This window comes from Stutzerimonas degradans, from assembly GCF_024448505.1.
GTDB classification, from domain to species: domain Bacteria; phylum Pseudomonadota; class Gammaproteobacteria; order Pseudomonadales; family Pseudomonadaceae; genus Stutzerimonas; species Stutzerimonas degradans.
Genome location: NZ_JAMOHV010000007.1, coordinates 1 through 25,743, shown reverse-complemented (window position 1 = coordinate 25,743; position 25,743 = coordinate 1). Strand labels below are relative to the sequence as shown.

Genomic DNA, 25,743 nt, shown 5'->3' with positions numbered 1-25,743 from the left:
GCCGGTTCACTGGAAGTCCCGACTGCGCACATCCAGCCCCGAGAGCAGTGCACTGAGGTCGCGCAGTCGGCCAGCGATCACGTGGCGCACACCATGAGCGGACTCCAGATGACCGTCGACCCGCAGCAGTTGCGACTGCAGCAGCACCGGGCGCTGGCGTTCGGCCAGATGCTGCCAGACCACCACATTGATCAATCCGAACTCATCTTCCAGGGTGACAAACACCACGCCGCTGGCGGTCTGCGGGCGCTGCCGGCCGATCACCAGGCCAGCAACGCTGACCGGTCGGCCGGGCTCGGCATCGGCCAGCTCGCGTGAACTGCGGCAGCGCCGTGCCCTCAGCTTGTCGCGCAGCAGTGTCAGCGGATGCGGTCCAAGCGTCGTGCCGAGGGTTGCGTAGTCGGTCAGCAGGTCTTCGCCGGTCGAGGGTAGCGGCAGGTTCACTGGCGCTTCCGTCGTTGCAGCCAGCTCGGCGAACAGCGGCAGCTGCGGTTCGATCCCGGCGACGGCCCAGCGCGCGTGATGACGATGACCGGCAAGACCGTGCAGGGCGCCGGCATCGGCCAGTCGTTCGCGCGTGCGGGCGTCCAGCCCGGCGCGCCGGCTGAGATCATCGACATCGCTGAACGCTTGTGTCCGGCGAGCGCTCTCGATGCGCCGCGCATCCGCCTCACGCAGGCCGCGAATCATCCGCAGGCCCAGGCGGATCGCCGGCTGTGCCTTGGCGCCGGGCTCCAGACTGCAATCCCAGTCGCTGTGACATACGTCTACCGGGCGCACTTCGATGCCGTGGCGCCGGGCATCCTGCAATACCTGATCGGGGCTGTAGAAACCCATCGGCCAGCTGTTGATCAGCGCGCAGGCGAACGCCGCCGGCTCATGGCATTTCAGCCAGCTGCTGGCGTAGGTGAGCAGGGCGAAGCTGGCAGCGTGGGATTCGGGGAAACCGTAGCTGCCGAAGCCTTTGATCTGCTCGAAGATGCGGGTGATGAATTCCGGCTCGTATTGCTTGTCGAGCATCCGCGCGGTCAGCCGTTCGCGATGATGTTCCAGGCCGCCGTGGCGCTTCCAGGCGGCCATACTGCGACGCAGTTCGTCGGCCTCGCCGGGGCTGTAGTCGGCGGCGATGATGGCCAGTTCCATCACCTGCTCCTGGAACAGCGGCACGCCGAGAGTGCGCTCGAATACCGGCATGAGTTCGTCGGAGGGATAGAGCACCGGCTCCTCGCCGTTACGCCGGCGCAGGTACGGATGAACCATATCGCCCTGGATCGGCCCGGGGCGGACGATGGCCACCTGAATCACCAGATCGTAGAACTTGCGTGGGCGCAGGCGCGGCAGCATGGCCATCTGCGCCCGCGACTCGATCTGGAACACGCCGATGGTGTCGGCGCGGCTGATCATGGCGTAGGTCGCCGGATCCTCCTGCGGCAGGCTGGCCAGCGTCCAGCGCGTGCCGCGATAACGCTCGATCAGGGCGAAGCAGCGACGCAGCGCACTGAGCATGCCCAGGGCGAGCACATCGACCTTGAGCAGGCCGACCAGATCGAGGTCGTCCTTGTCCCACTGGATCACCGTGCGCTCGGCCATGCTGGCGTTCTCCACCGGCACAAGGGTCTGCAGTGGGTGTTCGCTGATCACGAAACCGCCAGGATGCTGCGACAGGTGACGGGGGAAGCCGATCAGCTCGCCGGTCAATGCCAGCACCCGGCGCAGCAGCGGGTTATTCGCATCGAAGCCAGCCTCGGCCAGCCGCTCGGCCGAGGGCACACGATCGCTCCAGCGCCCGCAGCAGTCGGCCAGCGCATTCACCTGATCGGCTGGCAGGCCGAGCGCCTTGGCCACGTCGCGCAGCGCGCCGGCGCTGTGATAGGTGCTGACCACGGCGGTGAGTGCGGCGCGGTGACGACCATAGCGGCTGAAGACGTACTGAATGACTTCCTCGCGGCGCTCGTGCTCGAAGTCCACGTCGATATCCGGCGGCTCCTTGCGTTCGCGCGAGAGAAAGCGCTCGAACAGCAGGCGGCGCCCCGGCAGGGTGGGGTCGAGTTCGGTGATGCCGAGGGCGAAACACACCGTGGAGTTGGCCGCCGAACCACGCCCCTGGCAGAGAATCTGCCGCTCGCGTGCCCAGTTCACGATGTCGTGCACGGTGAGGAAGTAGCTCTCGTACGCTAGCTCGGCGATCAGCTTCAGCTCATGTTCGAGCAGCCTGCGGGCTTGTTCGGGCACGCCGTCCGGCCAGCGCCAACGGGCGCCGCGCTCGACCAGTTCGCGCAGCCAGGAGGTGGCGTCATGCCCGTGCGGAACCAGTTCGCGCGGGTAGTGGTAGCGCAACTGGCCGAGATCGAAGGTGCAGCGCGCGGCGATGCGCAGGGTTTCGGCGAGTAGGGCCGGCGGATACAGCTCGGTCAGTTCCTCGTGGCGCCGCAGATGGCGCTCGCCGTTGGGGAACAGGTGGGCGCCGGCCTCGGCCACCGGCAGGTGGTGGCGGATGGCGGTCATGCAGTCCTGCAGGGCACGCCGTCCGCGGGCGTGCATGTGCACGTCGCCGCAGGCCACCGGCGGTAGCCCGCAGGACGACGCCCGTTCGAGCAGGTGCTGCAGTTGCGCGGCGTCATCCGCGCCGCGATGCAGTTCGACGGCCAACCACAGCCGCTGCGGGAACAGGCGGCACAGCCAGGGCAGGTGACGGTCGTCGTCATCATCCGGCAGCCAGATCGCCAGCAGCCCGTCCGGGGACTCGGCGAAATCGTCGAGCAAAAGGCGATAGCGGCCCTTCTCGCAACGGCGGCGGGCCAGGGTGATCAAGCGGCAAAGCGCCTGATATCCGGTTAGGTTTTCGACCAGCAGGATCAGCCGGGGGCCGTTTTCGATACGCAACTCGCTGCCGACGATGAGCGGTACGCCACTGTCCTTGGCTGCCTGCCAGGCGCGGACGATACCTGCCAGCGTGCATTCGTCGGTGATTGCCAGGGCGCGGTAGCCCAGGCGCGCAGCCCGCTCGAACAGCTCCCGGGCGCTGGAGGCACCGCGCTGGAAGCTGAAGTTGGACAAGCAGTGCAGCTCGGCGTAATCGCTCATGCGAACCAGCCGTGCAGCAGCAACGGCCCGTCGCTGCCGAGCGGGCGGAAGGCCCAGCCGCGCTGGCCGGCGCGCGTTTCGATGAGGTAGTAGTCGCGCCGTATATCCTCGCCGTCCCACCAGCCGGACTCGATGCGTTCCGGGCCGGCGAGGATGCGCAGCGAGCTTTCGCGCAGCGGCTGCGGTGCAGCCAGCAACCAGCCGGGGCGAGGGCCGCATGCCGGCAGTGCTGTATGTGGCGCCTGTGCCTGCGTCTGCCAGGCATGTTCGGGACGATGATCGGCGCAGGCGCCGAGGCCCTGTACCGCGTGGTCGCCGAGGCGTGCGCGCAGGCGTTCGCGCAACTGTTCCCAGGGCAGCGTTTGCTGCGCTCTTTCATCAAACAGCTGGCGGTGCTGCGGCGTGAAAGCCGGCAGCTCGCGCGCCAGCAATCGCACTGCCAGCACCGGTGCCGGCAGTTGCAGCTGTTCCAGGCGGCCGCGGGTCAGCTCGAACAGCATGCCGGCCTCGCGCTCGGCAGCCAGCAGGCCGACGACGACCCGGCTGTCGGCCAGGTTGCGATGTTCCAGTTGCAGGACGAAGCGCTGCACGCCGCTGTCGCGCCCGGCGAGATAGGCGGCCAGGTCGGCGGTGAGCCGGCGCAGCGGGAACAACAGCGCCTGGTGTGACTCGACCTCGAAGTTCAATTCGATGCGCGCGTCGAAAACATCGGGTGGGCGGTAGAACTCCAGCGCCAGCGGCTGCCGCCCGAGCAGGGTGTCGAGCTGCAGCAGCACCTCGGCCGGAAAGCGCCGGGCCACGCTGTCGCGGGGCAGGGCAAGCAGTTGCGAAAGACTGCGCAACCCCATGCGCGCGAAGGCCGTGGCCACTTCGCGCGACAGGCCGAGGCGCTCCACCGGCAAACGTCCGAGCGCCTCGCGCAGCGTTGTGTCATCGCTCACCGCCAGACCATCGTGGGCATTGGCGAGTACCCGTGCCGCCGCCGGGTTGGGGGCAACGGTGATGCGCTGGCGGAAGCCCAGGGCGTTCAGTTCCTGGCGCAGGCGCGCTTCGAAGCGCGGCCAGGGGCCGAACAGGCCGAGGCTGGACTGCACTTCCAGCAGCAGGCAGCGCGGGTAATGCAGGCTGACCTGAGCGCTGAAACCGTAGGCCCAGGCGGCCAGGAAGCGCTGCCAGCGCTCGATGGCCGCCAGATCGTAATCGGCACTGGCGAAATTGCGGGTCAGCGCCTGGGCGGCAGTCAGCGTCTGGCCGGGTTTCAGGCCGAGTTCGCGCGCCGCCGGATTGACCGCTTGCAGCACGCGCCGCTGCGCCGGCCCGGCGAGCAAGGCCAGCGGCGCGGCAGGGTCGCTGCGTTCGCGCAGCACGCCGTCCATCGCCAGTTGCGGCAGCAGGATGCAGGCCCAGAGCATGTCCGTGTCACCGCCAGGCGCTGGCGGCGATCGGCCGCGCCGGCGCCAGACCGCCTCGGCACTTGAGCACGCGCAGTTGCGCCGGGTGAGCGTCGATGGCCAGGCGCAGGGCGGCTGGCGAGGGGTTCAGCGCTTCGGCCTGCGGGCGATAGGCGAAGGCCAGCGTCTGTCCGGTTTCGGCGGCCACCTGCAGGCGCCGCAGGGCGCGGTCGTCCGCCTGCCTCGGCCAGCACAGCACGGCGCCACAGCTACCCGAGCGCAGGCATTGCTCGGTCGCCCACAGCGCATCGCGCCCGCTGGCGTGGACGATGCTCAACTGCCGCAGGTCGACGCCGGCGGTCAGCCAGGCCTGGGGGTAGGGCAGATGCGGCGGGTCGACCAGCACCACCCGCTCGCCGGCCACGGTCAGCCGGGCAAGGGTCGGCCACAGCAGGCGCAGCTCGCCGGTGCCGGGCGCGGCGAGAAGAATCTCGCTCAGTGCCGCCTCCGGCCAGCCGCCACCCGGAAGGGCGGCATCCAGCGCGGCGTGTCCGGTCGGCTGGCTGGCGGCAGGGGCGACGATGGCCTGCCCACGCCAGACACGGCGTGCATCGAGCAGGCGATCCAGGGCGACCACGGATGTCATGCAAAGGCAATCCAAAAATACTGTATATGAATACAGTATTCAGTTGCCCGGTTCGGCGGTCAAGTCATGCTGACCAGCGTCATCGCCTCTTCCGCTGATGCAGAGCGCCTTCGATGATTTCGCGTCGACGGCTCAGGCCTGAGCCGGGCGAGCCCGCTGAAGACGAATTGCGCGCCGTGCGCTGCGTGCCAGGCGGATGCTGAGCAAAAACGCTGCGCAGCTCAGTCCGGCGATCAGACCCTGCCACAGCCCGCCGGGGCCGGATGCCGGGCCGAAGTGGTCGGTCAGGCCGAGCACATAGCCGATCGGCAGACCGATGCCCCAGTAGGCGAAGAGGGTGAAGATCATGGTCATGCGCGTGTCCTGGTAGCCGCGCAGGGCACCGGCAGCGGTAACTTGCACAACATCGGAGAACTGGAACAGTGCCGCATAGAAGAACAAGCCGGACGCCACGGCGATCACCGCGGGGTCGGGCGTGTAGATGCGGGCAATCGGCACGGCGAACAGCAGCATCGCGGTGGCGGAAAAACAGGCATACACCAGCCCCGTTCCCACTCCGACGCCAGCGGCGAAACGCGCATCTCGCGGCGCACTGCGGCCCAGTGCCTGTCCCACCCGCACGGTGACCGCCATGCCCAGCGACAGCGGAATCATGAAGATCAGCGAGGTGAAGTTCAGCGCTATCTGGTGTCCGGCCACCACCGTCGCGCCCAATGCGCCGATCAGCAGCGCAATGACCGAAAAAATGCTGGCTTCGGCGAACACCGCGATACCGATCGGCAGACCGACCGCGAGCAAGGGGCTGAGCACCGGCCAGCGCGGCCATTCGAAGTGGGCGAATAGCCGGCTCGGTCGATACGGCGCGGCGCGGCGTACCCAGAACAGCATGGCCAGCAGCATGAACAGCATGACCAGCGACGTTGCGACACCGCAGCCAACACCGCCGAGTGCCGGCGCGCCGAGCTTGCCGTAGATGAAGATGTAGTTGAGCGGGATATTCAGCAGCAGGCCGAGAACCCCGACCACCATGCTCGGGCGCGAGTGGCCGAGGCCGTCGCTGTAGCAACGCAGCACCTGGTACAGCCCGATCGCCGGAAAGCCGCAGGCGACGGCGCGCAGATAGCCCATGCTGGGATCGATCAGCGCGGCTTCGACGTTCATCCAGTGCAGCATCGGCTCGGCGTTCCACATCAGGACGGCGCACAGGCTGCCGAGGCCGCCGCCCATCCACAGCGCCTGGCGCACCAGCGGGCCGATCTCGCCGTGGCGTCCGGCGCCGAAACGCTGCGCCACGTTCGGCGTGGTCGCCAGGATCACGCCGGTCAGGAACAGAAAAACCGGCACCCAGATGGAATTGCCCAGGGCCACTGCCGCCAGATCGTGCGCACTGACCCGACCCGCCATCACCGTATCGACGAAGCCCATCGCCGTATTGGCCAGCTGAGCGATCATCATCGGCAGGGCAAGGGCGAAGAGGGTGCGCAGCTCGGTCCGCACCCGGCCGGCTCTCGACTCAGAAGGCATTGCATCGTTCCGGTTGTATACAAAGAGCGCGGTAGTCTACGCCGCACGACAGCTGGCCGAAAGGCGGAAAAACGGCGGCGAGGCGTCTAGAATGGGCCGCATCTGAAACGGAGCCTGCCATGCGTATCCTCGCCGACGAAAACATTCCTTTGGTCGATGCCTTCTTCGCCGGCTTCGGCAGCATCCGCCGCATGGCCGGCCGCTCGATCAACCGGGCGGCGCTGGAGCAGACCGACGTGCTGCTGGTGCGCTCGGTGACCCGCGTCGATCGCGAATTGCTCGCCGGCACACCGGTGCGCTTCGTCGGCACCTGCACCATCGGCACCGATCATCTGGACCTCGACTATTTCCTCGAAGCCGGCATCACCTGGGCCAGTGCGCCCGGCTGCAATGCGCGCGGAGTGGTGGATTACGTGCTGGGCAGCCTGCTGACGCTGGCCGAACGGCAGGGCGAGGAACTGACGACACGTCGCTACGGCGTGGTCGGCGCGGGCGAAGTGGGCGGGCGGCTGGTGGAGGTGCTGCGCGGATTGGGCTGGGATGTGCGAGTCTGCGATCCGCCGCGCCAGGCACGTGAGACTGGTGACTTCGTCACGCTGGAGGAGATTATCGCCGAGTGCGATGTAATCAGCCTGCATGCGCCACTGGAGTTGCAGGGCGCGCATCCGACCTTCCATCTGTTCGACGCTTCCCGGCTGGCGCAACTGCGCCCTGGCAGCTGGCTGATCAACGCCAGCCGTGGCGCGGTGGTGGACAATGCCGCTCTACGCGAACTGCTGCTACGTCGACCGGATCTGCAGGCGGTACTGGATGTCTGGGAAGGCGAGCCGCAGGTCGACGTCGCCCTGGCCGAATTGTGCCAGCTGGCCACGCCGCATATCGCCGGCTACAGCCTGGACGGCAAGCTGCGCGGCACTGCACAGATCTATCAGGCATTCTGTGTCGCCCAGGGGCTGGCGCCGACAGTGACGCTGGACGAGCTGATGCCGGCGCCGGCGCTACAGGCGCTGAGCTTCGATGGCTCTGCCGATCCATGCGACCTGTTGGCCACGCTGTGCCGCGCGGTCTACGACCCGCGTAGCGACGATGCCGCGTTCCGCCGCAGCCTGCGCGGCGACGAAGCGCAGCGTCGCGCGGCCTTCGACCAGCTGCGCAAGGCCTATCCGCCACGGCGCGAAATCGACGGTGTGCGAGTGCACATTCAGGGCGACAACGACGAACTGACCCGCGTCGTGCGTGGGCTGGGTGCGCTGTTGGGCTAGGCCGATTGGTCGGATGCAATTTGCGGCCTGCTCCGCTAGGATTACCCGTCTTCCGCTTAGCCCACGATGGTGTTATGAGTTATCAGGTTCTAGCCCGCAAATGGCGTCCGCGCTCGTTCCGCGAAATGGTCGGGCAGACGCACGTGCTCAAGGCCCTGATCAACGCGCTGGATAATCAGCGCCTGCACCACGCCTATCTGTTCACTGGCACCCGCGGCGTGGGCAAGACCACCATCGCGCGGATCATCGCCAAGTGTCTGAACTGCGAAACCGGCGTCAGCTCGACCCCCTGCGGTGAGTGCTCGGTGTGTCGCGAGATCGACGAGGGGCGCTTCGTCGACCTGATCGAAGTCGATGCTGCGAGCCGCACCAAGGTCGAGGACACCCGTGAACTGCTGGACAACGTGCAGTACGCGCCGAGCCGTGGCCGCTACAAGGTCTACCTGATCGACGAAGTGCACATGCTTTCGTCGCATTCGTTCAATGCGCTGCTCAAGACGCTCGAAGAACCGCCGCCGCACGTCAAGTTCCTGCTGGCGACCACCGACCCGCAGAAGCTGCCCGTCACCATCCTTTCGCGTTGCCTGCAGTTCTCGCTGAAGAACATGCCGCCGGAGCGGGTGGTCGAGCATCTGGCTCATGTGCTTGGTGCGGAGAACGTACCGTTCGAGGAAGACGCCCTGTGGCTGCTCGGCCGGGCGGCAGATGGCTCGATGCGCGATGCGATGAGCCTGACCGACCAGGCGATCGCCTTTGGCGAGGGGCGGGTGCTCGCCGCCGATGTGCGCGCGATGCTCGGCACGCTCGATCATGGGCAGGTCTACGGTGTATTGCAGGCGTTGCTCGAAGGTGACGCACGCGCACTGCTCGAAGCCGTGCGCCAGCTGGCCGAGCAAGGTCCGGACTGGGCCGGCGTGCTGGCAGAAATACTCAATGTGCTGCACCGCGTGGCCATTGCCCAGGCGCTGCCGGAAGCGATTGATAACGGCCAGGGCGACCGCGATCGCGTCCTTGCGCTGGCTCAGGCGTTGCCCGCCGAGGATGTGCAGTTCTATTACCAGATGGGGCTGATTGGTCGGCGCGATCTGCCGTTGGCGCCCGATCCGCGCAGCGGTTTCGAGATGGTGCTGCTGCGCATGCTGGCGTTCCGTCCCGCCGAGAGCGAAGACGCGCCGCGAACACCGCTAAAGCACCTGGGAGTCAGCCCGGCCACGGCTGATTCCGACAGGGCTCCGGTGGCCGCAGCGGCCACCGCGCCTGCTCCCGTGCCTTCTGTGGCTGTTCCACCTGCCGCCGTGCCGCCTGTCGCAACCGTGACCGAGGTCGTCCCGCCGGTCGAGGAGGCATCCACCGTTCAGACGCCGGCGTTGCCCGCGAACGAACCCGCTGCACCACCGGTCATCGACGTGCCCTGGATAGAGTCGCCAAGTACTGCGCAGGCGACGCCTGAGGTGGCCGCCGTCGAACCAGTACCGTCGCCTGTCATCGCGGCCGAACAGCCGGCACCGTTGGCTCCGCTCGAGGATACGGACGACGACGAGCCGCCGTTGAGTGACGAGGATTATTACGAAGTCGAAAACCAGGTCGAAGCCTATCTGGACGATCTGGTCGAGACTCAGGCGGCCGTTGCCAGCGAGCCGTTACCGGCGGCCGAACCAGCAACCGGGCTGGCTGCCGATTGGCTGGAGCTGTATCTCAAGCTCGGCCTGTCCGGGCTGACTGGCAGCATTGCCGCCAATTGCACGTTGATCGAGGTGGACGGCGACCGCTGGTTGATGCATCTGGATCCGGCGCAGAGCGCGCTGTTCAACGCCACTCAGCAGCGGCGCCTGAACGACGCGCTGGATCAGTATCACGGGCGCAAGCTGCAGCTGGAGATCAAGCTGGAAAAACCGCAGCAGGAAACGCCGGCACAGGCCGCGGCGCGCCGTCGCGAAGAGCGCCAGCGCGCCGCCGAGCGATCGATCCAGGCCGATCCGATGGTGCAGCAATTGATGCAGCAATTCTCTGCCGTGATTCGAGACGGCACGATCGAACCTGTAGAACACACCGAAACCTGACCCCCATTTGAGGTGATTCCCATGATGAAAGGTGGCATGGCCGGCCTGATGAAGCAGGCGCAGCAGATGCAGGAAAAGATGCAGAAAATGCAGGAAGAGCTGGCGAATGCCGAAGTCACCGGCCAGTCCGGTGCGGGCCTGGTCAGCGTGGTGATGAACGGTCGTCATGACGTCAAGCGTGTCAGTCTGGACGACAGCCTGATGCAGGAAGACAAGGAAATCCTCGAGGATCTGATCGCCGCAGCGGTCAATGATGCCGTGCGCAAGATCGAGCAGAACAGCCAGGAAAAGATGGCCGGTATGACTGCCGGCATGCAGCTGCCACCCGGCTTCAAAATGCCCTTCTAACAACAGCCGTCAACTGCACGTGGCCGGCTTTCCAGGCGGAGGCCGCCACAGGCACCTGCTGTTCCGTTCTTCTTCGAGATTCCCATGAGTTTCAGCCCACTGATTCGTCAGCTCATCGATGCGTTGCGGATATTGCCCGGCGTCGGACAGAAAACTGCGCAACGCATGGCCCTGCAGTTGCTCGAGCGTGATCGCAGCGGCGGTCTGCGTCTGGCGCAGGCGTTGACCCGGGCAATGGAAGGCGTCGGTTACTGTCGCCAATGCCGCACGCTGAGCGAGGATGAGCTCTGCCCGCAATGCGCCGATCCGCGCCGCGACGATGCGCTGCTGTGCGTGGTGCAAAGCCCGGTGGATGTGTTCGCGGTCGAGCAGACGGGGTTTCGCGGGCGCTATTTCGTCCTCAAGGGGCATCTCTCACCGCTCGACGGTCTCGGTCCCGAAGCCATCGGCATTCCCGAGCTACTCGCGCGGGTTGCCGATGGTGCGTTCGCTGAAGTGATTCTGGCGACCAATCCGACGGTAGAAGGCGAGGCCACCGCGCACTACATCGCCCAGATGCTGGTACCCAAAGGCTTGGTCATCAGTCGCATCGCCCACGGCGTGCCGCTGGGCGGCGAACTGGATCTGGTCGATGGCGGTACGCTGGCCCACGCGCTGGCCGGACGTAAACCTATCAGTCTGTGAAATCGCTGCGCTCGGTATGCCGCAGCGCTTTAACCTTATAGCGCTTTGCCAGTGCCGTCTCTGCTCTGATTCCTGTAAAGTTCTAAGCCAAACCCGCTAGATAACCAAAAAGAATAACTTGCTTGCTTTTGGTTATATGGCATTCCTTTGCGTGCAGCTCGAATCGAGGTCGTAAATGAAAGCAAAGCATTGGCTGTTCTCGGCACTTTTGCTCGTGAGCGCATTCGCTCAAGCGCAGGAAAAATTCAAAGTCGGCTATATCCGGGTAATGGATGATGCGCAGGCAATGGTGGCGCATGAGGCCGGTCTGTATGCCAAGCATGGTCTTGATGTCGAGCTGATCGAGTTCAGTTCCGGCACCGATCTGATCAAGGCCATCGTCGGCGGTCAGCTGGATACCGGTGTGCTGGGCTTCACCAACGCTGTGGCCTGGGCTTCGAAGGGCGCGGACCTGAAAGTGGTGGGCGGCGCCCAGCAGGGCTATCACTCGATTCTGGTCCGCGAGCAGACCGGTATTGCCGATGTGGCCGGTCTCAAGGGGCATAGTCTGGCATCCCAGCGTGAAGGCAGCACCGCCGATGCCGTGCTGCGCGGTGTGACGCTGAAGGCCGCCGGTCTCAAGCCGAGCGATGTGAACATCATGGGCGTCAGCCCGGCGGTCGCGGTGCAATCGCTGGTTTCCGGGCGGGTCGACGCAGCCTTCCTGTTCGAGCCCTATGACCGCATCGCGCAACTGGTCGCACCGGTCAAGCAGGTCTACGAGATCGGCGAGGTCTGGCCTTTCCCCTGCATGGTGGTGATCACCTCCGGTGACACGCTGGCCAAGCGCAAGGATGCCGTGTGGAAATCCCTCGATGCACAACGCGACGCGATCAGCCTGCTCGAGCAGCAACCGGCTGAAGCAGCCAAGCTGATCGCCGACTACTTCATCGCCGAGCCGACGCTCAAAACCCTCAAGCGTGGCGAACTGCCCCGCGAGACCGTCATCGAGGAAGCCATCGCGACCCAGACGTTCAGCGCCAAGCTCGACGATCAGGATTTGGCACGTATTCAGGAGCTCGCCGATATCCTGCAGGAGCAGGGTTCGCTGAAGACTCGTGATGGCAAGGCATTCGATACCCGCGCAATCCTCGATCTGTCCTGGCAGGATGCCCGCCAGCTCTGATTCGCGATGATCTACGCAGGGGCCTGCTCGCCGCGCGGCAGACCCCGTTCGTTCTGGCTCGATTCGATGAGCCACTTTCTGTTCAAGAGTGTTTATGCAACTCAGGTTTGATGAAGTAGACAAACGCTTTGGTCAGCTGGAAGTCATCAAGGGCTTCAGCGGCGAGTTCGCGCAGGGCGAGTTGGTGGCGCTGGTCGGTCCGTCCGGCTGTGGCAAATCGACCTTGTTGCATTTGGTGGCCGGGCTGGAAAAACCCAGTGCGGGACGGGTGCTGGCTGATGGTCAACCGATCTCCGCGCCGAGCCCGCAACGCACCCTGGTTTTTCAGGAGCATGCGCTGTATCCGTGGCTCAGCCTGCAGGCGAACGTGGCAATGGCGCTGGAGTTGCAGGGTGTCGCCAAAGGCAGCGCGTTCGAGCAGGCTGCAGCCTGGCTGGCGCGCGTCAATCTGGAAGGCTTCGAACACTACTATCCCCACCAGGTTTCGGGCGGAATGCGCCAGCGTACGGCCTTGGCGCGGGCGTTCATCGCCAAGCCCGAGGTGCTGCTGCTGGACGAACCATTCGGTGCGCTCGACGCGCTGACGCGAATGGCGCTGCAGGATGTGTTGCGCGAGCTGATCGAGGAGCATCAGCCGACCGTGCTGCTGGTGACCCACGATGTCGATGAGGCCCTTTATCTGGCCGATCACGTGCTGGTGTTCAGTGCGCGCCCGGCCCGTGTGCTGAAAACCTTCAACTTCACCCATTGCGAGAAGAGTCACGATCTTTCCGAATTCGCTGCCGAGCGCCGGGAGATTCTGCGGTTGCTGGGTATCAAGACGGAGGTCGAACACGCATGAGCCAGGGACGTCGTTTGACTGGAGCGAAGAAATACCTCGCCGTGGTGTTGGCGATTCTGTTCATATTGCTGATCTGGCAGGCCGCCACCTGGAGTCTGCCGGCATTCCTGATGCCGGGAATACCCACCGTGTTCGAGCGAATGATCGGCGCGGTGCAGGAGCCGGAGTTTCGTGAGGGGCTGTATGGCAGCATGAGTCGCCTCGGCAGCGGCTACAGTTTCGCGCTGTTGTTCGGCATCGGCTTCGGTCTGGTGGGCGGGGTGCTTTTCTTCTTCCGCGAGATTCTCCGTTCGGCCATCGTCATCCTGCAGTCGATTCCGTCGATTGCCTGGGTGCCGCTGTTTCTCATCGTCATGGGCTTTGGCAATCTGCCGATCATCGTGGTGGTGGCCCTGGCGGCGTTCTTCCCGATGGCGCTGTCGGTGATGAATGCCACCGAGAGCGTGCAGCCTGTACATGTGGCGGCGGCGCGTGTGATGGGAGCCTCGCGCTGGCAGCTACTGCGTCGCGTCTACCTGCCGGCGGTGATGCCGGAGCTGATCACCGGTGCCCAGCTGGCGTTCGGCAACGCCTGGCGTGCGCTGATTTCCGCCGAGATGCTGATCGGCTTCGGCCAGGGCCTCGGTCGCTCGCTGGCTTATTCCGGCGAAATCGCCGATATGGTCGGGGTGATGATGAACATCCTAGTGATCGCCATTCTAGCGACCTTGATCGATCAGGTGGTCCTGGAGAAGTTCAAGCAGCGCATGCTGCGCTACCAGTACGTCTGAGGAGGCTGCCTGTGGCTGCGTTCCCGCGCATCGCCTTGCTCGCGGCTCTGTGCCTGCCAGGCCTGACGCTGGGCGAGCCGCAGTCGGCGGCTACGGGCGAAACCTACCGTGCGCTGTCGAGCGATGCCCAGAGTAGTCTCGACAGTACGATCGCTGCGGCGTTGGGTGAAACATTGCAGTCAGCTGTCGAGGATTTCCGCGTCGGCACGACTGGGGATGGTTCGCTCTTTTACCAGACGGAAATCGCTGCACTCGGCGCCGCCTCCGATGGACCGCGCGAGTGGGCGCAGCTGCACGGTGAATCGTTCTGCATCGCGGCGGGCAATCCGCAGATGGCAGCCGTGGCGGAACGCTTTGGCGCTGTTGCGCGCCCTTATCCCAGCTCGACCGAGGCGTTGATTGGTTTGAAGCTGGGCGAGTGCCGCATTGTCGTCGAGGATGCGAGCTTGCTGGAGAACATTGCCGAACTGCCTGAGTGGCGCCGCTTCAACCGTCTCCTACCGCGCCTGGTGGATGCGGACATGCAGCTATGGGTGGCAGCAAGTACGCCGGAGCTGCAGGAGAAGGTGGATGCACTACAGCAGCAGTGGCACGCCAATGGACGGCTGCAGGCACTCGTCCAGCAGGCCATCGATGATGTCGCGTTTCAGGCCTACGTCTTGGCCGACACCCTGGATTGCCACTGACGCTGGAGTTACTGGCTCTTGACCAGTTCCTGCAGCGCGTCTGCCAAGCCATTCAGCTTGAGTGGCGCGCGTATATGCCCACGCAGGCTACCGTCTGGCGCAACGAGTGCGATGTTGCCGCTGTGGCTTACGCTGTAATCGCCATCTGCTGTGTTCGCGGGTACGAAGGGCAGGCCGAGCGCCTTGGATAGCTTGGTCAGCTCGGATAGCTCGCCGGTCAATCCCTTGAATCCTGAGCGGTAGTAGGCGAGATATTGCTTCAGGCGTTCCGGCGTGTCGCGTGCCGGATCCACGCTGACGAGTACCACCTGAACGCGTTCACGTAGCTCGGGCTGCAAACGGCCAAGCAGGCGGCGCAGATCGCTGAGCGTAGTCGGACAAACGTCCGGGCAGGCGGTGAAGCCGAGGAACAGCAGGTGCCAGCGGTCACGCAGATCACGGGTGTCGAATGCTTGGCCATCCTGATCGACGAGATGCAGCGCTGGTATTGCTCGTTCGCGCGGCAGCAACAGCAGATTGGCCTCGTCCAGCAGCACATCGCGGTCCAGCGCATGAGCGCCGGTGGTCATTGCCAGGAAGAAGAACAGGAAGCGGCGAAATACGCGCATGAACGCCGCCCTCAACATCAACGCTCGTTGAGCGAGAACGCCGTGAGGGTGAAGGTGGGAATGTCCATGTCCTGCAGCTTGCGCGAGCCGCCAAGTTCCGGCAGATCGATGATCGCGGCCGCTTCGTGGACGGTAGCGCGCATTCGGCGAACGAGTTGCGCCGCGGCAATCAGCGTACCGCCGGTTGCGATCAAGTCATCGAAAAGCACGACCGAATCGCCTTCGCACAGGCTGTCGGCCTGGATTTCCAGCTGCGCCTCGCCGTATTCCGTGCAGTAGGTTTGCGAAAGGACATCCGCTGGCAGCTTGCCCTGCTTGCGAAACAGCACCAACGGTTTGTTCAGTTCGTAAGCGAGAATCGAGCCGAGCAGAAAACCGCGCGCATCCAGCGCGCCGATGTGGCTGAAATCCGCTTCCACATATCGCTGGATGAGGCTGTCGGCGACCATGCGCAAGGCTTTGGGTGACTGCAGCAGCGGCGTGATATCGCGAAAGATCACGCCGGGGCGGGGGAAGTCCGGTACTGGGCGGATCAGAGTCTTGATGCTGAATTCATCGAAGATCATGCGCGCACCCTGTCGGTCTACTGAGCGTCCATGCTGCCGCCAGCCAGGGCGCACAGACCGATGGAGTCAAGAATGCGAACTTCCTTGCCTTCGGCCTCGAGCAGACCGTTCTGCTGGAACCGGGTGAAAACGCGCGAGACTGTCTCGACCGCCAGCCCCAGGTAGTTGCCGATTTCGTTGCGCGACATTGGCAGGCGGAATTGATTGGCCGAAAAGCCGCGGGCGCTGAAGCGTGCCGACAGGTTGATCAGGAACGTCGCGATGCGTTCGTCGGCGGTTTTCTTCGACAGCAGCAGCATCATTTGCTGATCGTCGCGAATTTCGCGGCTCATGATGCGCATGAGCTGGCGGCGCAGCTGCGGCAGCAGCACGCTCAATTCGTCGAGGCGCTCGAAGGGGATCTCGCACACCGACGTCGTTTCCAGCGCCTGTGCGGAGACCGGGTAGCTCTCGGTATCCATGCCGGACAGCCCGACCATTTCGCTCGGCAGATGGAAGCCGGTGATCTGCTCCTCGCCACCATCGGTGACGCTGAACGTGCGCAGTGCGCCGGAACGCACCGCGAATACCGAACTGAAGGCGTCGCCCTGACGAAACAGGGTTTCACCTTTTTTCAGCGGTCGTCCGCGCTTGACGATGTCATCGAGCGCGTCCATGTCCTGCATATTCAAGGAAAGCGGCAAACAGAGGCCGGAAAGGCTGCAATCCTTGCAATGGGCTTGGCGCTGCGCGCGGATCTTGATCGACTCGGGCATGGGGGTTTCCAGAGAGCCTGTGTATAGCGGGCAAGGTTACCCCAGCGGGCGGCAATATCCAATCGGCCCGAGGTTGCATGCGACAAGATGGAACTTTTTCGTTTATCTAGATGATGCGCGAATAACGCTGGTCCGCAGTATCGGTGAGATAGTGATCGAACAACATGCAAATTGCCCGGACCAGCAGCCGTCCAGCGGGCTGGACGATCAGATGATGTTCACTCAGCTCGACCAGACCGTCAGCGGCCATCTGCTCGAGTTGTGGCCAGACGGCACGGAAGTAGCTTTTGAAATCGATCGAGAAGGTCTGCTCGATGCTGGCAAAGCTCAGTTCGTAATCACAGATGAGTTTCTGAATCACCATCCGCCGGATGCGGTCGTCCTCGCTGCAACGCAGGCCGCGTGTGGTAGGCAGCTGGTCTTGGTCGAGCGTGTGCTGGTAGACGGTGATGTCGCTGCTGTTCTGGCTGTAGAGATCACCGACCTGGCTGATCGCCGAGACGCCCAGACCGATGAGGTCGCAATGCCCGTGGGTGGTATAGCCCTGGAAGTTGCGCTGCAGTGTGCCGTCCTCCTGAGCCATCGCCAGGTCGTCGTCGGGTAGCGCAAAGTGATCCATGCCGATGTAGCGATAGCCTGCATCCGTCAGCTGCTCGATGCTGCGCTGGAGCATGGCGAGCTTGTCAGCGTGGCTGGGAAGATCAGCAGCATTGATACGTCGCTGCGGCATGAAGCGTTCCGGCAGATGGGCATAGTTGAACAACGACAACCGATCCGGTTGTAGCGCAATGACAGTCGCCACCGTTTTGGCGAAGCGCTCGGGCGTCTGCAGCGGCAGGCCGTAGATGAGATCGATGTTCACCGAGTGAAATTGCAAAGTGCGTGCAGCTTCGATGAGCGTACTGGTCTGCTCCAGCGTCTGCATGCGGTTGACGGCACGCTGGACCTCCGGGTCCAGATCCTGGACGCCGACGCTGATCCGGTTGAAGCCCAGTTCGCGCAGCAGTCCCATCGTGGACCAGTCGGCCTCACGCGGATCGATTTCGATGCTGAAGTCGCCATGATCGTCATCCTGCAGATTGAAGTGCTTGCGCAGGTGAGCCATCAGGCGACGCAGTTCGTCATGACTGAGAAATGTCGGTGTTCCGCCGCCGAAGTGCAGTTGCTCCACCACTTGGTCCGGCCCGAGGTGGCGTGCTACCAGCTCGATTTCTTTCTCGAGTCGCTCCAGATAGGGCAGCACGCGGCCATGGTCCTTGGTGATGACCTTGTTGCAGCGGCAGTAGTAGCAAGTGTTGGCGCAGAACGGCAGATGGACGTAGAGCGAGAGCGGGCGGGAGGCGTGGCGGCTGCTGCGCAGCGCATGCAGCAATTCGAACGAACCGATGCCACCGTTGAACTGTACTGCCGTCGGATAGGAGGTATAGCGCGGCCCTGCCTGATCGTAGCGACGGATCAGGTCGGCATCCCAACGAATGGAATTGAGCATATGGCTTCCCGGTTCTGGCAGCGGTGGCCGGATTCTAGGGGGGGCGCCTGTCAATCGACTTGACCTGTATCAAACTAGCCCTGACGCTAGCGGCGCCATCCAGATCAGCGGTTCGAACCAGAGAAATCTCGGCCGATCGTGGTCGGATGAGTACCCAACCCTCCATGTTCATTTGCGCCTCAGGCCAGGAGAAAACATGCACAGTCGCCAAGCCGAAATCGCCGCCGCGCTCGGAGTCCAGCCGCCCTTTGACGGGGACGCCGCGATCCAGGCGCAGATCGATCGCAGGGTCCGATTCATCCAGAACTGTCTGCGTGAGTCGGGAATGAAGACGCTGGTGCTTGGCATCAGTGGTGGTGTCGATTCGACGACCGCGGGCCTGCTCGCACAGCGTGCGGTGGAAGGAATGCGCGCGGCTGGCGAGGGCGATGACTACCGTTTCATCGCGGTGCGCCTGCCGTACCAGACTCAGCATGACGAGCATGAAGCACAGCTGGCGATCGAGACCATCCAACCCGATGAGTGCCACACGGTGAACATAGCCGCCGCGGTACTCGGGCTCGCAGAGGCTACCGAGGCGCTGGCACCGCTGCCGGCTGGCAAGCGCGACTTCGTGCTGGGCAACACCAAGGCGCGGATGCGCATGGTGGCGCAATACACCATCGCCAATGCCCGACAGGGCTTGGTGATCGGCACCGACCATGCGGCCGAGGCGGTAATGGGGTTCTACACCAAGTTCGGTGATGGGGCGTGCGATCTCACACCGCTTGCCGGCCTGGTGAAAGGACAGGTGCGCCAGCTGGCCGCAGCCCTTGGTGCCCCCGCGCAGCTGGTGCACAAGGTGCCGACTGCGGATCTGGAAGAGCTGATGCCGGGTCGGCCGGACGAGGAGGCGCACGGAGTGGCCTATCGTGACATCGATGCCTTCCTGCTCGGGCAGCCGGTATCGGCAGAGGCCGCGCGTATCATCGTCGAGACCTACGACAAGACGGCGCACAAGCGGCAGATGCCAAAGGAGCCGTGATGAGCAGGCGGCGAACGCGCCCGCTGTGTGTCGCTGTCAGTGCGCCGAATGCGCCGAGACGCCACCGTGCCCCATGAGCCACTGCTGATGCGGGCCGGGCATGGTCCAGAGGCCGAACAGGATGACCATCACACCGCCGATGACGCGGATGCCGCGCTTGCGCAGCAATGTCGTCAGCCGTTCGGCCGCCAGCCCGGTGGCCAGCAGCACGGGCCAGGTGCCCAACCCAAACGCCAGCATCAACAGTGCGCTGTCGAGTGCATCGCCTTGGCTGGCTGACCAGAGCAACGTGCTGTAGACCAGACCACAAGGCAGCCAACCCCACAGCGCGCCGAGCAGCAGTGCGCGCGGAAGGCTGGTGACCGGCATCAGGCGGCTGGCATAGGGCTGGATGTGACGCCAGAGGCCGCGTCCCAGCGCTTCTACCCGCGTCAGGCCGCTCCACCAGCCAGCCAGGTAGAGTCCCATGCCGATCAGCAGCAGCGCCGCAATGACGCGCAACGCCAGTGCTGCGGGGCTATTGGCCACTGCCCAGCCAGCAAAACCGATGAGCAGCCCCGCCAGGGCATAGCTCAGGATACGGCCGACGTTGTAGGCCAGCAGCAGGCGCAACCGTTTGCCACGCTGCTCGGGCGGAATCGCCAGCGTCAGCGCGCCCATCAATCCGCCGCACATGCCCAGGCAGTGCCCGCCGCCGAGCAGCCCGAGCACCAACGCCGAAAGCAACAGCGGCGCCAGCTCAGTCACGATCGGCTTTCTCTTCACCAGCCTGCGGAGGGCGCGGCTGTTGCTCCGAGGACGTCTGCGGGGCTTCGTCATCATCGAAGAGGATGCTGTGCGCCGGGCCGTCGAGATCGTCGTACTGGCCGCTATCCACGGCCCAGAAGAAGATCCAGATCGCCACAGCGACCAGGACAACGGCAACCGGAATCAGAATGTATAGAGCAGCCATAGCGAATCTCCGGTTACGAGGGAACATTCAGTGTCGCGGAGCCGGGCGCGGAAGGTCCAGTCCTAATGACGCGTCAGGCGCAGGGCGTTCAGGACCACCAGCAGCGAGCTGGCGGACATGCCCAGCGCGGCCCACAGCGGGGTAACCCAGCCAATCGCGGCGAACGGCAGGATAAGGCCGTTGTAGAGACTGGCCCATGCAAGATTCTCGACGATGATCCTGCGGCTGCGGCGGGCGATGTCGAAGGCCTGCACCAGGCTCTGCAAACGGTTGGACAGCAGAACCGCATCGGCGCTGGTTTTTGCAAGATCGGTTGCCGAACCCATCGCCACGCTGATATCGGCGGCTGCCAGAATGGGCACATCGTTGACGCCATCGCCCAGCATCAGCACGCGACGCCCTTGCCCCTGGATTTCCTGCAGACGCGCCAGCTTGGCCGCTGGTGTCAGGCCGCCTTCAGCCTGATCGATGCCCAGCTGCTCGGCGATCTGTCCAACCATCGGCGAGCTGTCGCCGGAGAGCAGCACGGTCTTCCAGCCCTTGCGCCGGCAGGCAGCAAGCAGGGCGGGAGCGTCCTCGCGCAGGCGATCGTCCAGTACCAACCAGGCAAGCGGTCCCTGTTCGTCTCCGAGCAGCAGCCATTGGCCCTGATCCCCGGGAATCACCGGTGCCGCGGCGCCGTAACCCGCCGCGACGAAGGCCGGCTGGCCGATGCGCAGGTTACGGCCGCCCACGCTACCTTGCAGGCCCAAACCGGGCACGCTGTCCACCGTGTCTGCCGGCTGCGGCGCGCGTCCGAAGGCTCGTGCAATCGGATGCTCCGAGCGGTTTTCCAACGCTGCAGCCAGCGCCAGACACGCATCGCCATCCAGCGCGCCGAGGCTGTGCACGGCTGTGAGCGTCAGGCGGCCTTCGGTAAGGGTGCCGGTCTTGTCGAAAATTACCGTGTCGATCTGGTTGAGTCCTTCCAGCACATGCCCCCGGGTCAACAGCAGCCCGAGTTTGTGCAGCGTGCCCGTCGCGGTGGTCAGCGCGGTCGGCGTCGCCAGTGACAGGGCACAGGGGCAGGTGGCAACGAGCAGCGCGAGCACGATCCAGAACGCCCGCGCCGAATCGATCTGCCACCAGACCAGCCCCACCACCGTGGCGACTACCAATACGATCAGAAGGAACCATTGCGCTACACGGTCGGCGAGTTCTGCCAGTCTCGGCTTGTCTGCCTGGGCGCGTTCGAGCAGGCGAACGATTGCCGAAAGGCGGGTGTCGTCGCCCAATGCCTGGACTGCAACGGTCAGCGGACCTTCGACATTCAGTGTGCCGGCGGTCACGCTATCGCCGACGCCGCGCGCCAGCGGCAGGTACTCGCCGGTCAGCACCGATTCGTCAACGCTCGACTGACCGCTGGCAATAACACCATCAGCCGGAATCAGCGCGCCAGGTTGCACCAGCACCCGATCACCGACCTGCAGTTCGCTGAGCAGGATTCGGCTGCTGTGTCCGGCTTCGTCCAGCTTCAGGCAGGAGGCGGGCAGCAGATTGACCAGCTGCGCAGTGGCCGCGGCGGTCCGCTCGCGGGCGCGTCGTTCCAGATAGCGGCCGGCGAGCAGGAACAGAGCGAACATCCCGACCGCATCGAAATACAGTTCGCCTTGGCCGGTGAGTGTCGACCATATGCCGGCGATGTACGCACCGCCGATGGCCAGCGAGACCGAGACGTCCATGGTCAGGTGACGAGTGCGCAGATCGCGTAGCGCACCTTTGAAAAAATCGGTGCAGCAGTAGAAAACGATGGGCGTCGTGAGTAGCAGCGCAGTCCAGCGCAGGATGCTGTCCATGCCGGCGGAAAGATCGAGATTGAATTCCGGCCAGGTGGCCATCGTCGCCATCATCACCTGCATCCACAGCAGCCCGGCAACGCCGAGCTGACGCATGGCCCGACGATTCTCCCTGGCCAGGTGTTCGGCGGCCTGATCGGGGTGATAAGGGTGCGCGGCGTAACCGATGCGACGTAGCTCTGCCAGCAGCTCGCTGAGTGGCAGGCGGGCGTCGCTCCAGCGTACTTGCAGGCGATGATTGGAAAGATTGAGGCTGGCCTCGGCTACGCCATCGACCCCTTTGAGATGCCGTTCGATCAGCCAGCCGCAGGCGGCGCAGCTGATGCCTTCGATCAGTAGGGAGGTGCTGGCCAGCTCGCCGTCATGCTTGACGAACGGCTGCTGCACGTCCTGACGATCGTAGAGCGCCAGTTCGTCGCTGAGCGCTTCGGGTAGGGCTTGCGGATTGATCGCAGCGTCGCTGCGGTGCTGGTAGTAGCTCTCCAGACCGCTCTTGACGATGGTTTCCGCCACGGCCTGGCAGCCTGGGCAACACATCGGTCGGATCTGACCGAGCACGAGCGTCTGGTAGTGGCTGCCGGTCGGAACCGGCAGGCCGCAGTGGTAGCAGGGGGTAGGCTGGGCCATCAGAGGCTCAAGGAATCAGTTCCAGCGATTGGCCGGGTTCGATGGTCCGCTCTCCGTAAAGGCGCCAGTCCTGCTCGCCCTCCCGGCCGAGCAGTTCGATGAAGCGCCGGCCACTGACCGATTCCTGCATCTGACCCTGATAGAAACCATCGCCCTGCGGTTGCAGGACGATACGGCGATCCCGCTCCGGCTGCGTCGGCGAAAGCAGGTTCAGCACCAGCTGCTGGGGCTTGCTGGCACCGCTGAGCTGGATCTCGGCCAGTCCGCGCTGCTCATTCAGCACCAGCTGCGCGCGCATCCCCAGGTTTTCGGCGAGTTTCTCGCGCTCCAGCGACTGGTTGATGCCTTTGCCGGCATCGTAATAGTTGTCGGCGACCAGGCTGTCGGCGTTGCGGATCGCGATGGTCAACATCGACACCCCGAGTATCACCGAGATCAGCAGGATGCCGATGACGAACCAGGCCCAGAACTGGGTATACCAACGCGTCTGTTCGTTATTGGAGCGCATGCAGAACCTTGTTTAACGGATGCTTGGGCCGATGAAGCGGCTGTCAGCCTCATCGCTGATCGACTCGTCATCCATCGATTTGATGTGGAAGACGATCTCGTTGGTGCTGGATGGCAGCTTCTCCGGCGCCATGGACAGCTCGACCGGAATGGTGACCAGCTCGCCAGCCTGCGCGCGAACTTCGCTGCGGCCTTCGTAGGCCAGCCCGTCCAACCCGGACGTCGTGATGACGAAGCTCTGCGCGTGCTGGGCCTTGTTCATCACTTTGAGGGTGTAGACGTTCTCGATCCGACCTTGCTCGTTCTCGCGATACAGAACGCGGTCCTTGAGGACGTCCAGCTTGACCAGCGGACGGTCGTACACCGCGTAGGCGAACAGTCCGATCATCACGCTCAGCGCCACGGCGTAGCCGATCAGGCGCGGACGCAGCAGATGGGTCTGCTGGCCGGAAAGATTGTGCTCGGTGGTGTAGCTGATGAGCCCGCGTGGGTAGTTCATCTTGTCCATGATTGCGTCGCAAGCGTCGATGCACGCCGCGCAGCCGATGCATTCGATCTGCAGACCATCGCGGATGTCGATACCGGTCGGGCAGACCTGCACGCACATGGTGCAGTCGATGCAGTCGCCCAGTCCCATGGCCTTGTAGTCCGCTTCCTTCTTGCGCGGGCCGCGCTTCTCGCCGCGACGCGGGTCGTAGGAAACGATGAGGGTGTCCTTGTCGAACATCACGCTCTGGAAGCGCGCGTAAGGACACATATAGATGCACACCTGCTCGCGCAGGAAGCCGGCGCTGCCGTACGTGGCGAGCGTGAAGAAGCCGATCCAGAAGGCCGTCCAGCCATTGACCTGGAGGGTGACCAGGTCGGGAACGAGCTGACGAATCGGCGTGAAGTAGCCGACGAAAGTGATGGCGACGAGAATGCCGACGGCAATCCAGATCGCATGCTTGGCGAACTTGCGCAGGAGCTTGTTGGCGCTCATCGGCGCCTTGTCCAGCTTCATGCGCTGGTTGCGATCACCCTCGGTGATCTTCTCGGCCCACATGAATACCCAGGTGAACACGCTCTGCGGGCAGGTATAGCCGCACCAGACGCGTCCCGCGAAAACGGTGATGAAGAACAGGCCGAAGGCGCAGATGATCAGCAGCCACGACAGCAGCATGAAGTCCTGGGGCCAGAAGGTTGCCCCGAATATGTGGAACTTGCGCTCCGGCAAATCCCACCAGACGGCCTGGCGGCCATCCCAGTTGAGCCATACCGTGCCGAAGAACAGGATGAACAGCGCTGCGCCGCCTACGCGTCGCAGGTTGCGAAACAGGCCACTGAAGGCGCGGGTGTAGATTTTTTCACGGGCGGCGTAAAGGTCATTGGAGGCTGCGACCTTGGCCGGAGGAGTTACATCGCGAACGGGGATCTGCTCAGTCATCAAGTGCATACCACGGCGGAAGGTGGGTGTCCCGACCGATGCATGCCGATCGGGATCATTTTTCTGTTCAGCTGCGAATGGTACGCCCGGAGATACGGGGTCAGGTGCGACAGGTGGTCGCTTCCGACCCCGCCGGAATCAGTTCTCCGGCTGCTGGGACAGGCTGTAAACGTATGCGGCCAGCAGGTGCACCTTGTCGTTGCCAAGGATAGCTTCCTGGGCTGGCATGCGGCCGTTACGACCATAGCGCAGGGTTTGCTGAATCTGGGCGAAGCTGGAACCGTACAGCCAGACATTGTCGGTCAGGTTCGGTGCGCCCATCGCAGCGATGCCCTTGGCATCAGGTCCATGACAGACTACGCAATTGGTCGCGAAGATCTTTTGACCCTGCTCAACGTCCACGCTGATACCCTCTGGGGTATCACGGCCGCTCAGGCTGCGTACATAGCCAGCCACGTTGCGGATGCCTTCTTCACCGATCACGTCCTTCCAGGCCGGCATGGCGGCCTGGCGGCCATGCAGGATGGTGGTCTTGATGGTGTCGGGCTCGCCACCGTACAGCCAGTCGTTGTCGGTCAGGTTCGGGAAGCCGTAGGCGCCCTTGGCGTCGGAGCCGTGGCAGACCGAGCAGTTCGATGCAAACAGACGGCCACCCATCTTCAGTGCCTGCGGATCGCGGGCGACTTCCTCAACCGGCATGGCGGCGTACTTGGCGTACAGCGGGCCGTATTGCTCGCCGGCCTTGTCCATCTCGCGCTGCCATTCCTTCACCTGGGTCCAGCCACCCTCGTAGCCGGGCAGGACGCCTTTCCAGTTACCCAGGCCCGGGTAGAGAACCAGATAGCCCAGGGCAAAGATGACGGTAGCGACGAACAGCATGAACCACCAGCGCGGCAGCGGGTTGTCGTACTCCTCGATGCCGTCATAGGAATGGCCGACGGTTTCTTCGGTGCTGTCGTGGCGTTGTCCCTTGCGAGTGGCCAGCAATAGCCAGACCAGAGCGGCGATGGTGCCGAGGGTCAGCAGGGTGATGTACCCACTCCAAAACGAGGTCATTTATTTATTACTCCTGGAAGCTTCTTCATCACGCTTCTTGGCGTCGGTCTCGTCGTCTGCGAAGGGCAGGTTGGCGGCTTCGTCAAAGCTATTCTTGCGTTTGCTGCTGTAGGCCCAGAGCACGACGCCGACGAAAGCGACGAAAACCAGCACAGTGCCCAGGCCGCGAAGAGTCCCGATATCCATCATGCGTTACCGTTTGTTCGTGAGTGCAGTGCCGAGGACCTGCAGATAGGCCACCAAGGCGTCCATTTCGGTCTTGCCCTTGACGGCATCCCGAGCACCGGCGATGTCTTCGTCGGTATAGGGCACGCCGAGGGTACGCAGCGCTTCCATCTTCCGGGCAGTGTGCTTGCCATCCAGGGTGCTCTCGACCAGCCACGGGTAGGACGGCATCTTCGATTCCGGTACTACGTTGCGCGGGTTGAACAAGTGAG

The 25,743-nt window shown here is 64.1% G+C and carries 25 protein-coding genes; 9 read left to right on the top strand and 16 right to left on the bottom strand.

Annotated elements, in window-relative coordinates; genetic code table 11:
- Nucleotides 1–6 precede the first annotated feature (6 nt).
- From NAV27_RS11000 to NAV27_RS10985, 4 genes are all read right to left on the bottom strand, one after another.
- Nucleotides 7–3,084, bottom strand: a complete 3,078-nt coding sequence (locus NAV27_RS11000; protein WP_102828374.1) for an error-prone DNA polymerase — start codon at nt 3,082–3,084, stop codon at nt 7–9.
- The gene (locus NAV27_RS10995; protein ID WP_102828375.1) at nt 3,081–4,496 is read right to left on the bottom strand and encodes a Y-family DNA polymerase; all 1,416 of its coding nucleotides are present in this window, start codon (nt 4,494–4,496) and stop codon (nt 3,081–3,083) included. Before NAV27_RS10995 ends, NAV27_RS11000 begins: the two co-directional genes overlap by 4 nt.
- A 7-nt stretch (nt 4,497–4,503) precedes the next feature.
- Nucleotides 4,504–5,121 carry a translesion DNA synthesis-associated protein ImuA gene (gene imuA, locus NAV27_RS10990; protein ID WP_102828376.1) on the bottom strand — a complete coding sequence of 206 codons (618 nt, stop codon included), beginning with the start codon at nt 5,119–5,121 and terminating at the stop codon, nt 4,504–4,506.
- A gap of 132 nt (nt 5,122–5,253) precedes the next feature.
- On the bottom strand, nt 5,254–6,645 hold the full coding sequence (locus NAV27_RS10985) for an MATE family efflux transporter (protein ID WP_037019706.1): 1,392 nt from the start codon (nt 6,643–6,645) through the stop codon (nt 5,254–5,256).
- A 119-nt stretch (nt 6,646–6,764) separates the two neighbouring features.
- Between NAV27_RS10985 and pdxB the strand changes: the two genes are divergently transcribed.
- From pdxB to NAV27_RS10945, 8 genes are all read left to right on the top strand, one after another.
- Complete coding sequence (pdxB, locus tag NAV27_RS10980) at nt 6,765–7,907, top strand: 4-phosphoerythronate dehydrogenase PdxB (RefSeq protein ID WP_102828377.1); 1,143 nt, start codon at nt 6,765–6,767, stop codon at nt 7,905–7,907.
- Nucleotides 7,908–7,981: 74 nt separating this feature from the next.
- Nucleotides 7,982–9,967, top strand: a complete 1,986-nt coding sequence (gene dnaX / locus NAV27_RS10975) for a DNA polymerase III subunit gamma/tau (RefSeq protein ID WP_102828378.1) — start codon at nt 7,982–7,984, stop codon at nt 9,965–9,967.
- Between the two features lie 21 nt (nt 9,968–9,988).
- Nucleotides 9,989–10,315 (top strand): YbaB/EbfC family nucleoid-associated protein, encoded by a 327-nt coding sequence (locus NAV27_RS10970; RefSeq protein WP_008567825.1) that lies wholly within the window; start codon nt 9,989–9,991, stop codon nt 10,313–10,315.
- Between the two features lie 84 nt (nt 10,316–10,399).
- Nucleotides 10,400–10,999: a recombination mediator RecR gene (gene recR, locus NAV27_RS10965; RefSeq protein WP_102828379.1), complete on the top strand. Its 600-nt coding sequence runs from the start codon at nt 10,400–10,402 to the stop codon at nt 10,997–10,999.
- Between the two features lie 175 nt (nt 11,000–11,174).
- Nucleotides 11,175–12,164, top strand: a complete 990-nt coding sequence (locus NAV27_RS10960) for an ABC transporter substrate-binding protein (RefSeq protein ID WP_008567822.1) — start codon at nt 11,175–11,177, stop codon at nt 12,162–12,164.
- Between the two features lie 94 nt (nt 12,165–12,258).
- On the top strand, nt 12,259–13,005 hold the full coding sequence (locus NAV27_RS10955; RefSeq protein ID WP_008567821.1) for an ABC transporter ATP-binding protein: 747 nt from the start codon (nt 12,259–12,261) through the stop codon (nt 13,003–13,005).
- Entirely contained in the window at nt 13,002–13,775 is a 774-nt protein-coding gene (locus NAV27_RS10950; protein ID WP_102828380.1) for an ABC transporter permease, read from the top strand. Before NAV27_RS10955 ends, NAV27_RS10950 begins: the two co-directional genes overlap by 4 nt.
- Nucleotides 13,776–13,786: 11 nt before the next feature.
- Nucleotides 13,787–14,461 (top strand): type 2 periplasmic-binding domain-containing protein, encoded by a 675-nt coding sequence (locus NAV27_RS10945; RefSeq protein WP_008567819.1) that lies wholly within the window; start codon nt 13,787–13,789, stop codon nt 14,459–14,461.
- A gap of 8 nt (nt 14,462–14,469) precedes the next feature.
- Here NAV27_RS10945 and NAV27_RS10940 read toward each other — a convergent pair whose 3' ends face one another.
- From NAV27_RS10940 to hemN, 4 genes are all read right to left on the bottom strand, one after another.
- Nucleotides 14,470–15,069, bottom strand: coding sequence for an SCO family protein (locus tag NAV27_RS10940; RefSeq protein WP_102828664.1), 600 nt, complete (start codon nt 15,067–15,069; stop codon nt 14,470–14,472).
- 17 nt (nt 15,070–15,086) lie between these two features.
- Entirely contained in the window at nt 15,087–15,635 is a 549-nt protein-coding gene (locus tag NAV27_RS10935) for an adenine phosphoribosyltransferase (protein WP_102828381.1), read from the bottom strand.
- 17 nt (nt 15,636–15,652) lie between these two features.
- Nucleotides 15,653–16,390: a fumarate/nitrate reduction transcriptional regulator Fnr gene (gene fnr / locus NAV27_RS10930; RefSeq protein WP_008567816.1), complete on the bottom strand. Its 738-nt coding sequence runs from the start codon at nt 16,388–16,390 to the stop codon at nt 15,653–15,655.
- A 106-nt stretch (nt 16,391–16,496) separates the two neighbouring features.
- Nucleotides 16,497–17,879 carry an oxygen-independent coproporphyrinogen III oxidase gene (hemN, locus tag NAV27_RS10925; protein WP_102828382.1) on the bottom strand — a complete coding sequence of 461 codons (1,383 nt, stop codon included), beginning with the start codon at nt 17,877–17,879 and terminating at the stop codon, nt 16,497–16,499.
- A gap of 196 nt (nt 17,880–18,075) precedes the next feature.
- Between hemN and nadE the strand changes: the two genes are divergently transcribed.
- On the top strand, nt 18,076–18,903 hold the full coding sequence (gene nadE / locus NAV27_RS10920) for an NAD(+) synthase (protein ID WP_102828383.1): 828 nt from the start codon (nt 18,076–18,078) through the stop codon (nt 18,901–18,903).
- Nucleotides 18,904–18,939: 36 nt separating this feature from the next.
- On the opposite strand, the gene NAV27_RS10915 is transcribed toward nadE, so the two are convergent.
- The 8 genes from NAV27_RS10915 to NAV27_RS10880 form a co-directional block, all read right to left on the bottom strand.
- Complete coding sequence (locus tag NAV27_RS10915; protein ID WP_102828384.1) at nt 18,940–19,650, bottom strand: sulfite exporter TauE/SafE family protein; 711 nt, start codon at nt 19,648–19,650, stop codon at nt 18,940–18,942.
- On the bottom strand, nt 19,643–19,855 hold the full coding sequence (gene ccoS, locus NAV27_RS10910) for a cbb3-type cytochrome oxidase assembly protein CcoS (protein ID WP_102828385.1): 213 nt from the start codon (nt 19,853–19,855) through the stop codon (nt 19,643–19,645). The genes NAV27_RS10915 and ccoS overlap by 8 nt, the downstream gene beginning before the upstream one ends.
- 62 nt (nt 19,856–19,917) lie before the next feature.
- Nucleotides 19,918–22,317, bottom strand: coding sequence for a heavy metal translocating P-type ATPase (locus NAV27_RS10905; RefSeq protein ID WP_102828386.1), 2,400 nt, complete (start codon nt 22,315–22,317; stop codon nt 19,918–19,920).
- 7 nt (nt 22,318–22,324) lie between these two features.
- Complete coding sequence (locus NAV27_RS10900; protein ID WP_102828387.1) at nt 22,325–22,825, bottom strand: FixH family protein; 501 nt, start codon at nt 22,823–22,825, stop codon at nt 22,325–22,327.
- Nucleotides 22,826–22,837: 12 nt separating this feature from the next.
- The gene (gene ccoG / locus NAV27_RS10895) at nt 22,838–24,250 is read right to left on the bottom strand and encodes a cytochrome c oxidase accessory protein CcoG (RefSeq protein WP_102828388.1); all 1,413 of its coding nucleotides are present in this window, start codon (nt 24,248–24,250) and stop codon (nt 22,838–22,840) included.
- 138 nt (nt 24,251–24,388) lie between these two features.
- Complete coding sequence (gene ccoP, locus NAV27_RS10890) at nt 24,389–25,306, bottom strand: cytochrome-c oxidase, cbb3-type subunit III (protein WP_008567806.1); 918 nt, start codon at nt 25,304–25,306, stop codon at nt 24,389–24,391.
- Entirely contained in the window at nt 25,307–25,492 is a 186-nt protein-coding gene (locus tag NAV27_RS10885) for a CcoQ/FixQ family Cbb3-type cytochrome c oxidase assembly chaperone (RefSeq protein ID WP_008567805.1), read from the bottom strand.
- Nucleotides 25,493–25,498: 6 nt separating this feature from the next.
- Nucleotides 25,499–25,743: cbb3-type cytochrome c oxidase subunit II (locus tag NAV27_RS10880; RefSeq protein WP_256055301.1), on the bottom strand; the 245-nt coding region annotated here is incomplete at its 5' end.

Excerpts from the sequence above, each read along its gene's own strand:
- NAV27_RS11000 (WP_102828374.1), bottom strand. The coding sequence starts at position 3,084 with ATGAGCGATTACGCCGAGCTGCACTGCTTGTCCAACTTCAGCTTCCAG.
- NAV27_RS10995 (WP_102828375.1), bottom strand. The coding sequence starts at position 4,496 with ATGCTCTGGGCCTGCATCCTGCTGCCGCAACTGGCGATGGACGGCGTG.
- imuA (WP_102828376.1), bottom strand. The coding sequence starts at position 5,121 with ATGACATCCGTGGTCGCCCTGGATCGCCTGCTCGATGCACGCCGTGTC.
- NAV27_RS10985 (WP_037019706.1), bottom strand. The coding sequence starts at position 6,645 with ATGCCTTCTGAGTCGAGAGCCGGCCGGGTGCGGACCGAGCTGCGCACC.
- pdxB (WP_102828377.1), top strand. The coding sequence starts at position 6,765 with ATGCGTATCCTCGCCGACGAAAACATTCCTTTGGTCGATGCCTTCTTC.
- dnaX (WP_102828378.1), top strand. The coding sequence starts at position 7,982 with ATGAGTTATCAGGTTCTAGCCCGCAAATGGCGTCCGCGCTCGTTCCGC.
- NAV27_RS10970 (WP_008567825.1), top strand. The coding sequence starts at position 9,989 with ATGATGAAAGGTGGCATGGCCGGCCTGATGAAGCAGGCGCAGCAGATG.
- recR (WP_102828379.1), top strand. The coding sequence starts at position 10,400 with ATGAGTTTCAGCCCACTGATTCGTCAGCTCATCGATGCGTTGCGGATA.
- NAV27_RS10960 (WP_008567822.1), top strand. The coding sequence starts at position 11,175 with ATGAAAGCAAAGCATTGGCTGTTCTCGGCACTTTTGCTCGTGAGCGCA.
- NAV27_RS10955 (WP_008567821.1), top strand. The coding sequence starts at position 12,259 with ATGCAACTCAGGTTTGATGAAGTAGACAAACGCTTTGGTCAGCTGGAA.
- NAV27_RS10950 (WP_102828380.1), top strand. The coding sequence starts at position 13,002 with ATGAGCCAGGGACGTCGTTTGACTGGAGCGAAGAAATACCTCGCCGTG.
- NAV27_RS10940 (WP_102828664.1), bottom strand. The coding sequence starts at position 15,069 with ATGCGCGTATTTCGCCGCTTCCTGTTCTTCTTCCTGGCAATGACCACC.
- NAV27_RS10935 (WP_102828381.1), bottom strand. The coding sequence starts at position 15,635 with ATGATCTTCGATGAATTCAGCATCAAGACTCTGATCCGCCCAGTACCG.
- fnr (WP_008567816.1), bottom strand. The coding sequence starts at position 16,390 with ATGCCCGAGTCGATCAAGATCCGCGCGCAGCGCCAAGCCCATTGCAAG.
- hemN (WP_102828382.1), bottom strand. The coding sequence starts at position 17,879 with ATGCTCAATTCCATTCGTTGGGATGCCGACCTGATCCGTCGCTACGAT.
- nadE (WP_102828383.1), top strand. The coding sequence starts at position 18,076 with ATGCACAGTCGCCAAGCCGAAATCGCCGCCGCGCTCGGAGTCCAGCCG.
- ccoS (WP_102828385.1), bottom strand. The coding sequence starts at position 19,855 with ATGGCTGCTCTATACATTCTGATTCCGGTTGCCGTTGTCCTGGTCGCT.
- NAV27_RS10905 (WP_102828386.1), bottom strand. The coding sequence starts at position 22,317 with ATGGCCCAGCCTACCCCCTGCTACCACTGCGGCCTGCCGGTTCCGACC.
- NAV27_RS10900 (WP_102828387.1), bottom strand. The coding sequence starts at position 22,825 with ATGCGCTCCAATAACGAACAGACGCGTTGGTATACCCAGTTCTGGGCC.
- ccoG (WP_102828388.1), bottom strand. The coding sequence starts at position 24,250 with ATGACTGAGCAGATCCCCGTTCGCGATGTAACTCCTCCGGCCAAGGTC.
- ccoP (WP_008567806.1), bottom strand. The coding sequence starts at position 25,306 with ATGACCTCGTTTTGGAGTGGGTACATCACCCTGCTGACCCTCGGCACC.
- NAV27_RS10885 (WP_008567805.1), bottom strand. The coding sequence starts at position 25,492 with ATGGATATCGGGACTCTTCGCGGCCTGGGCACTGTGCTGGTTTTCGTC.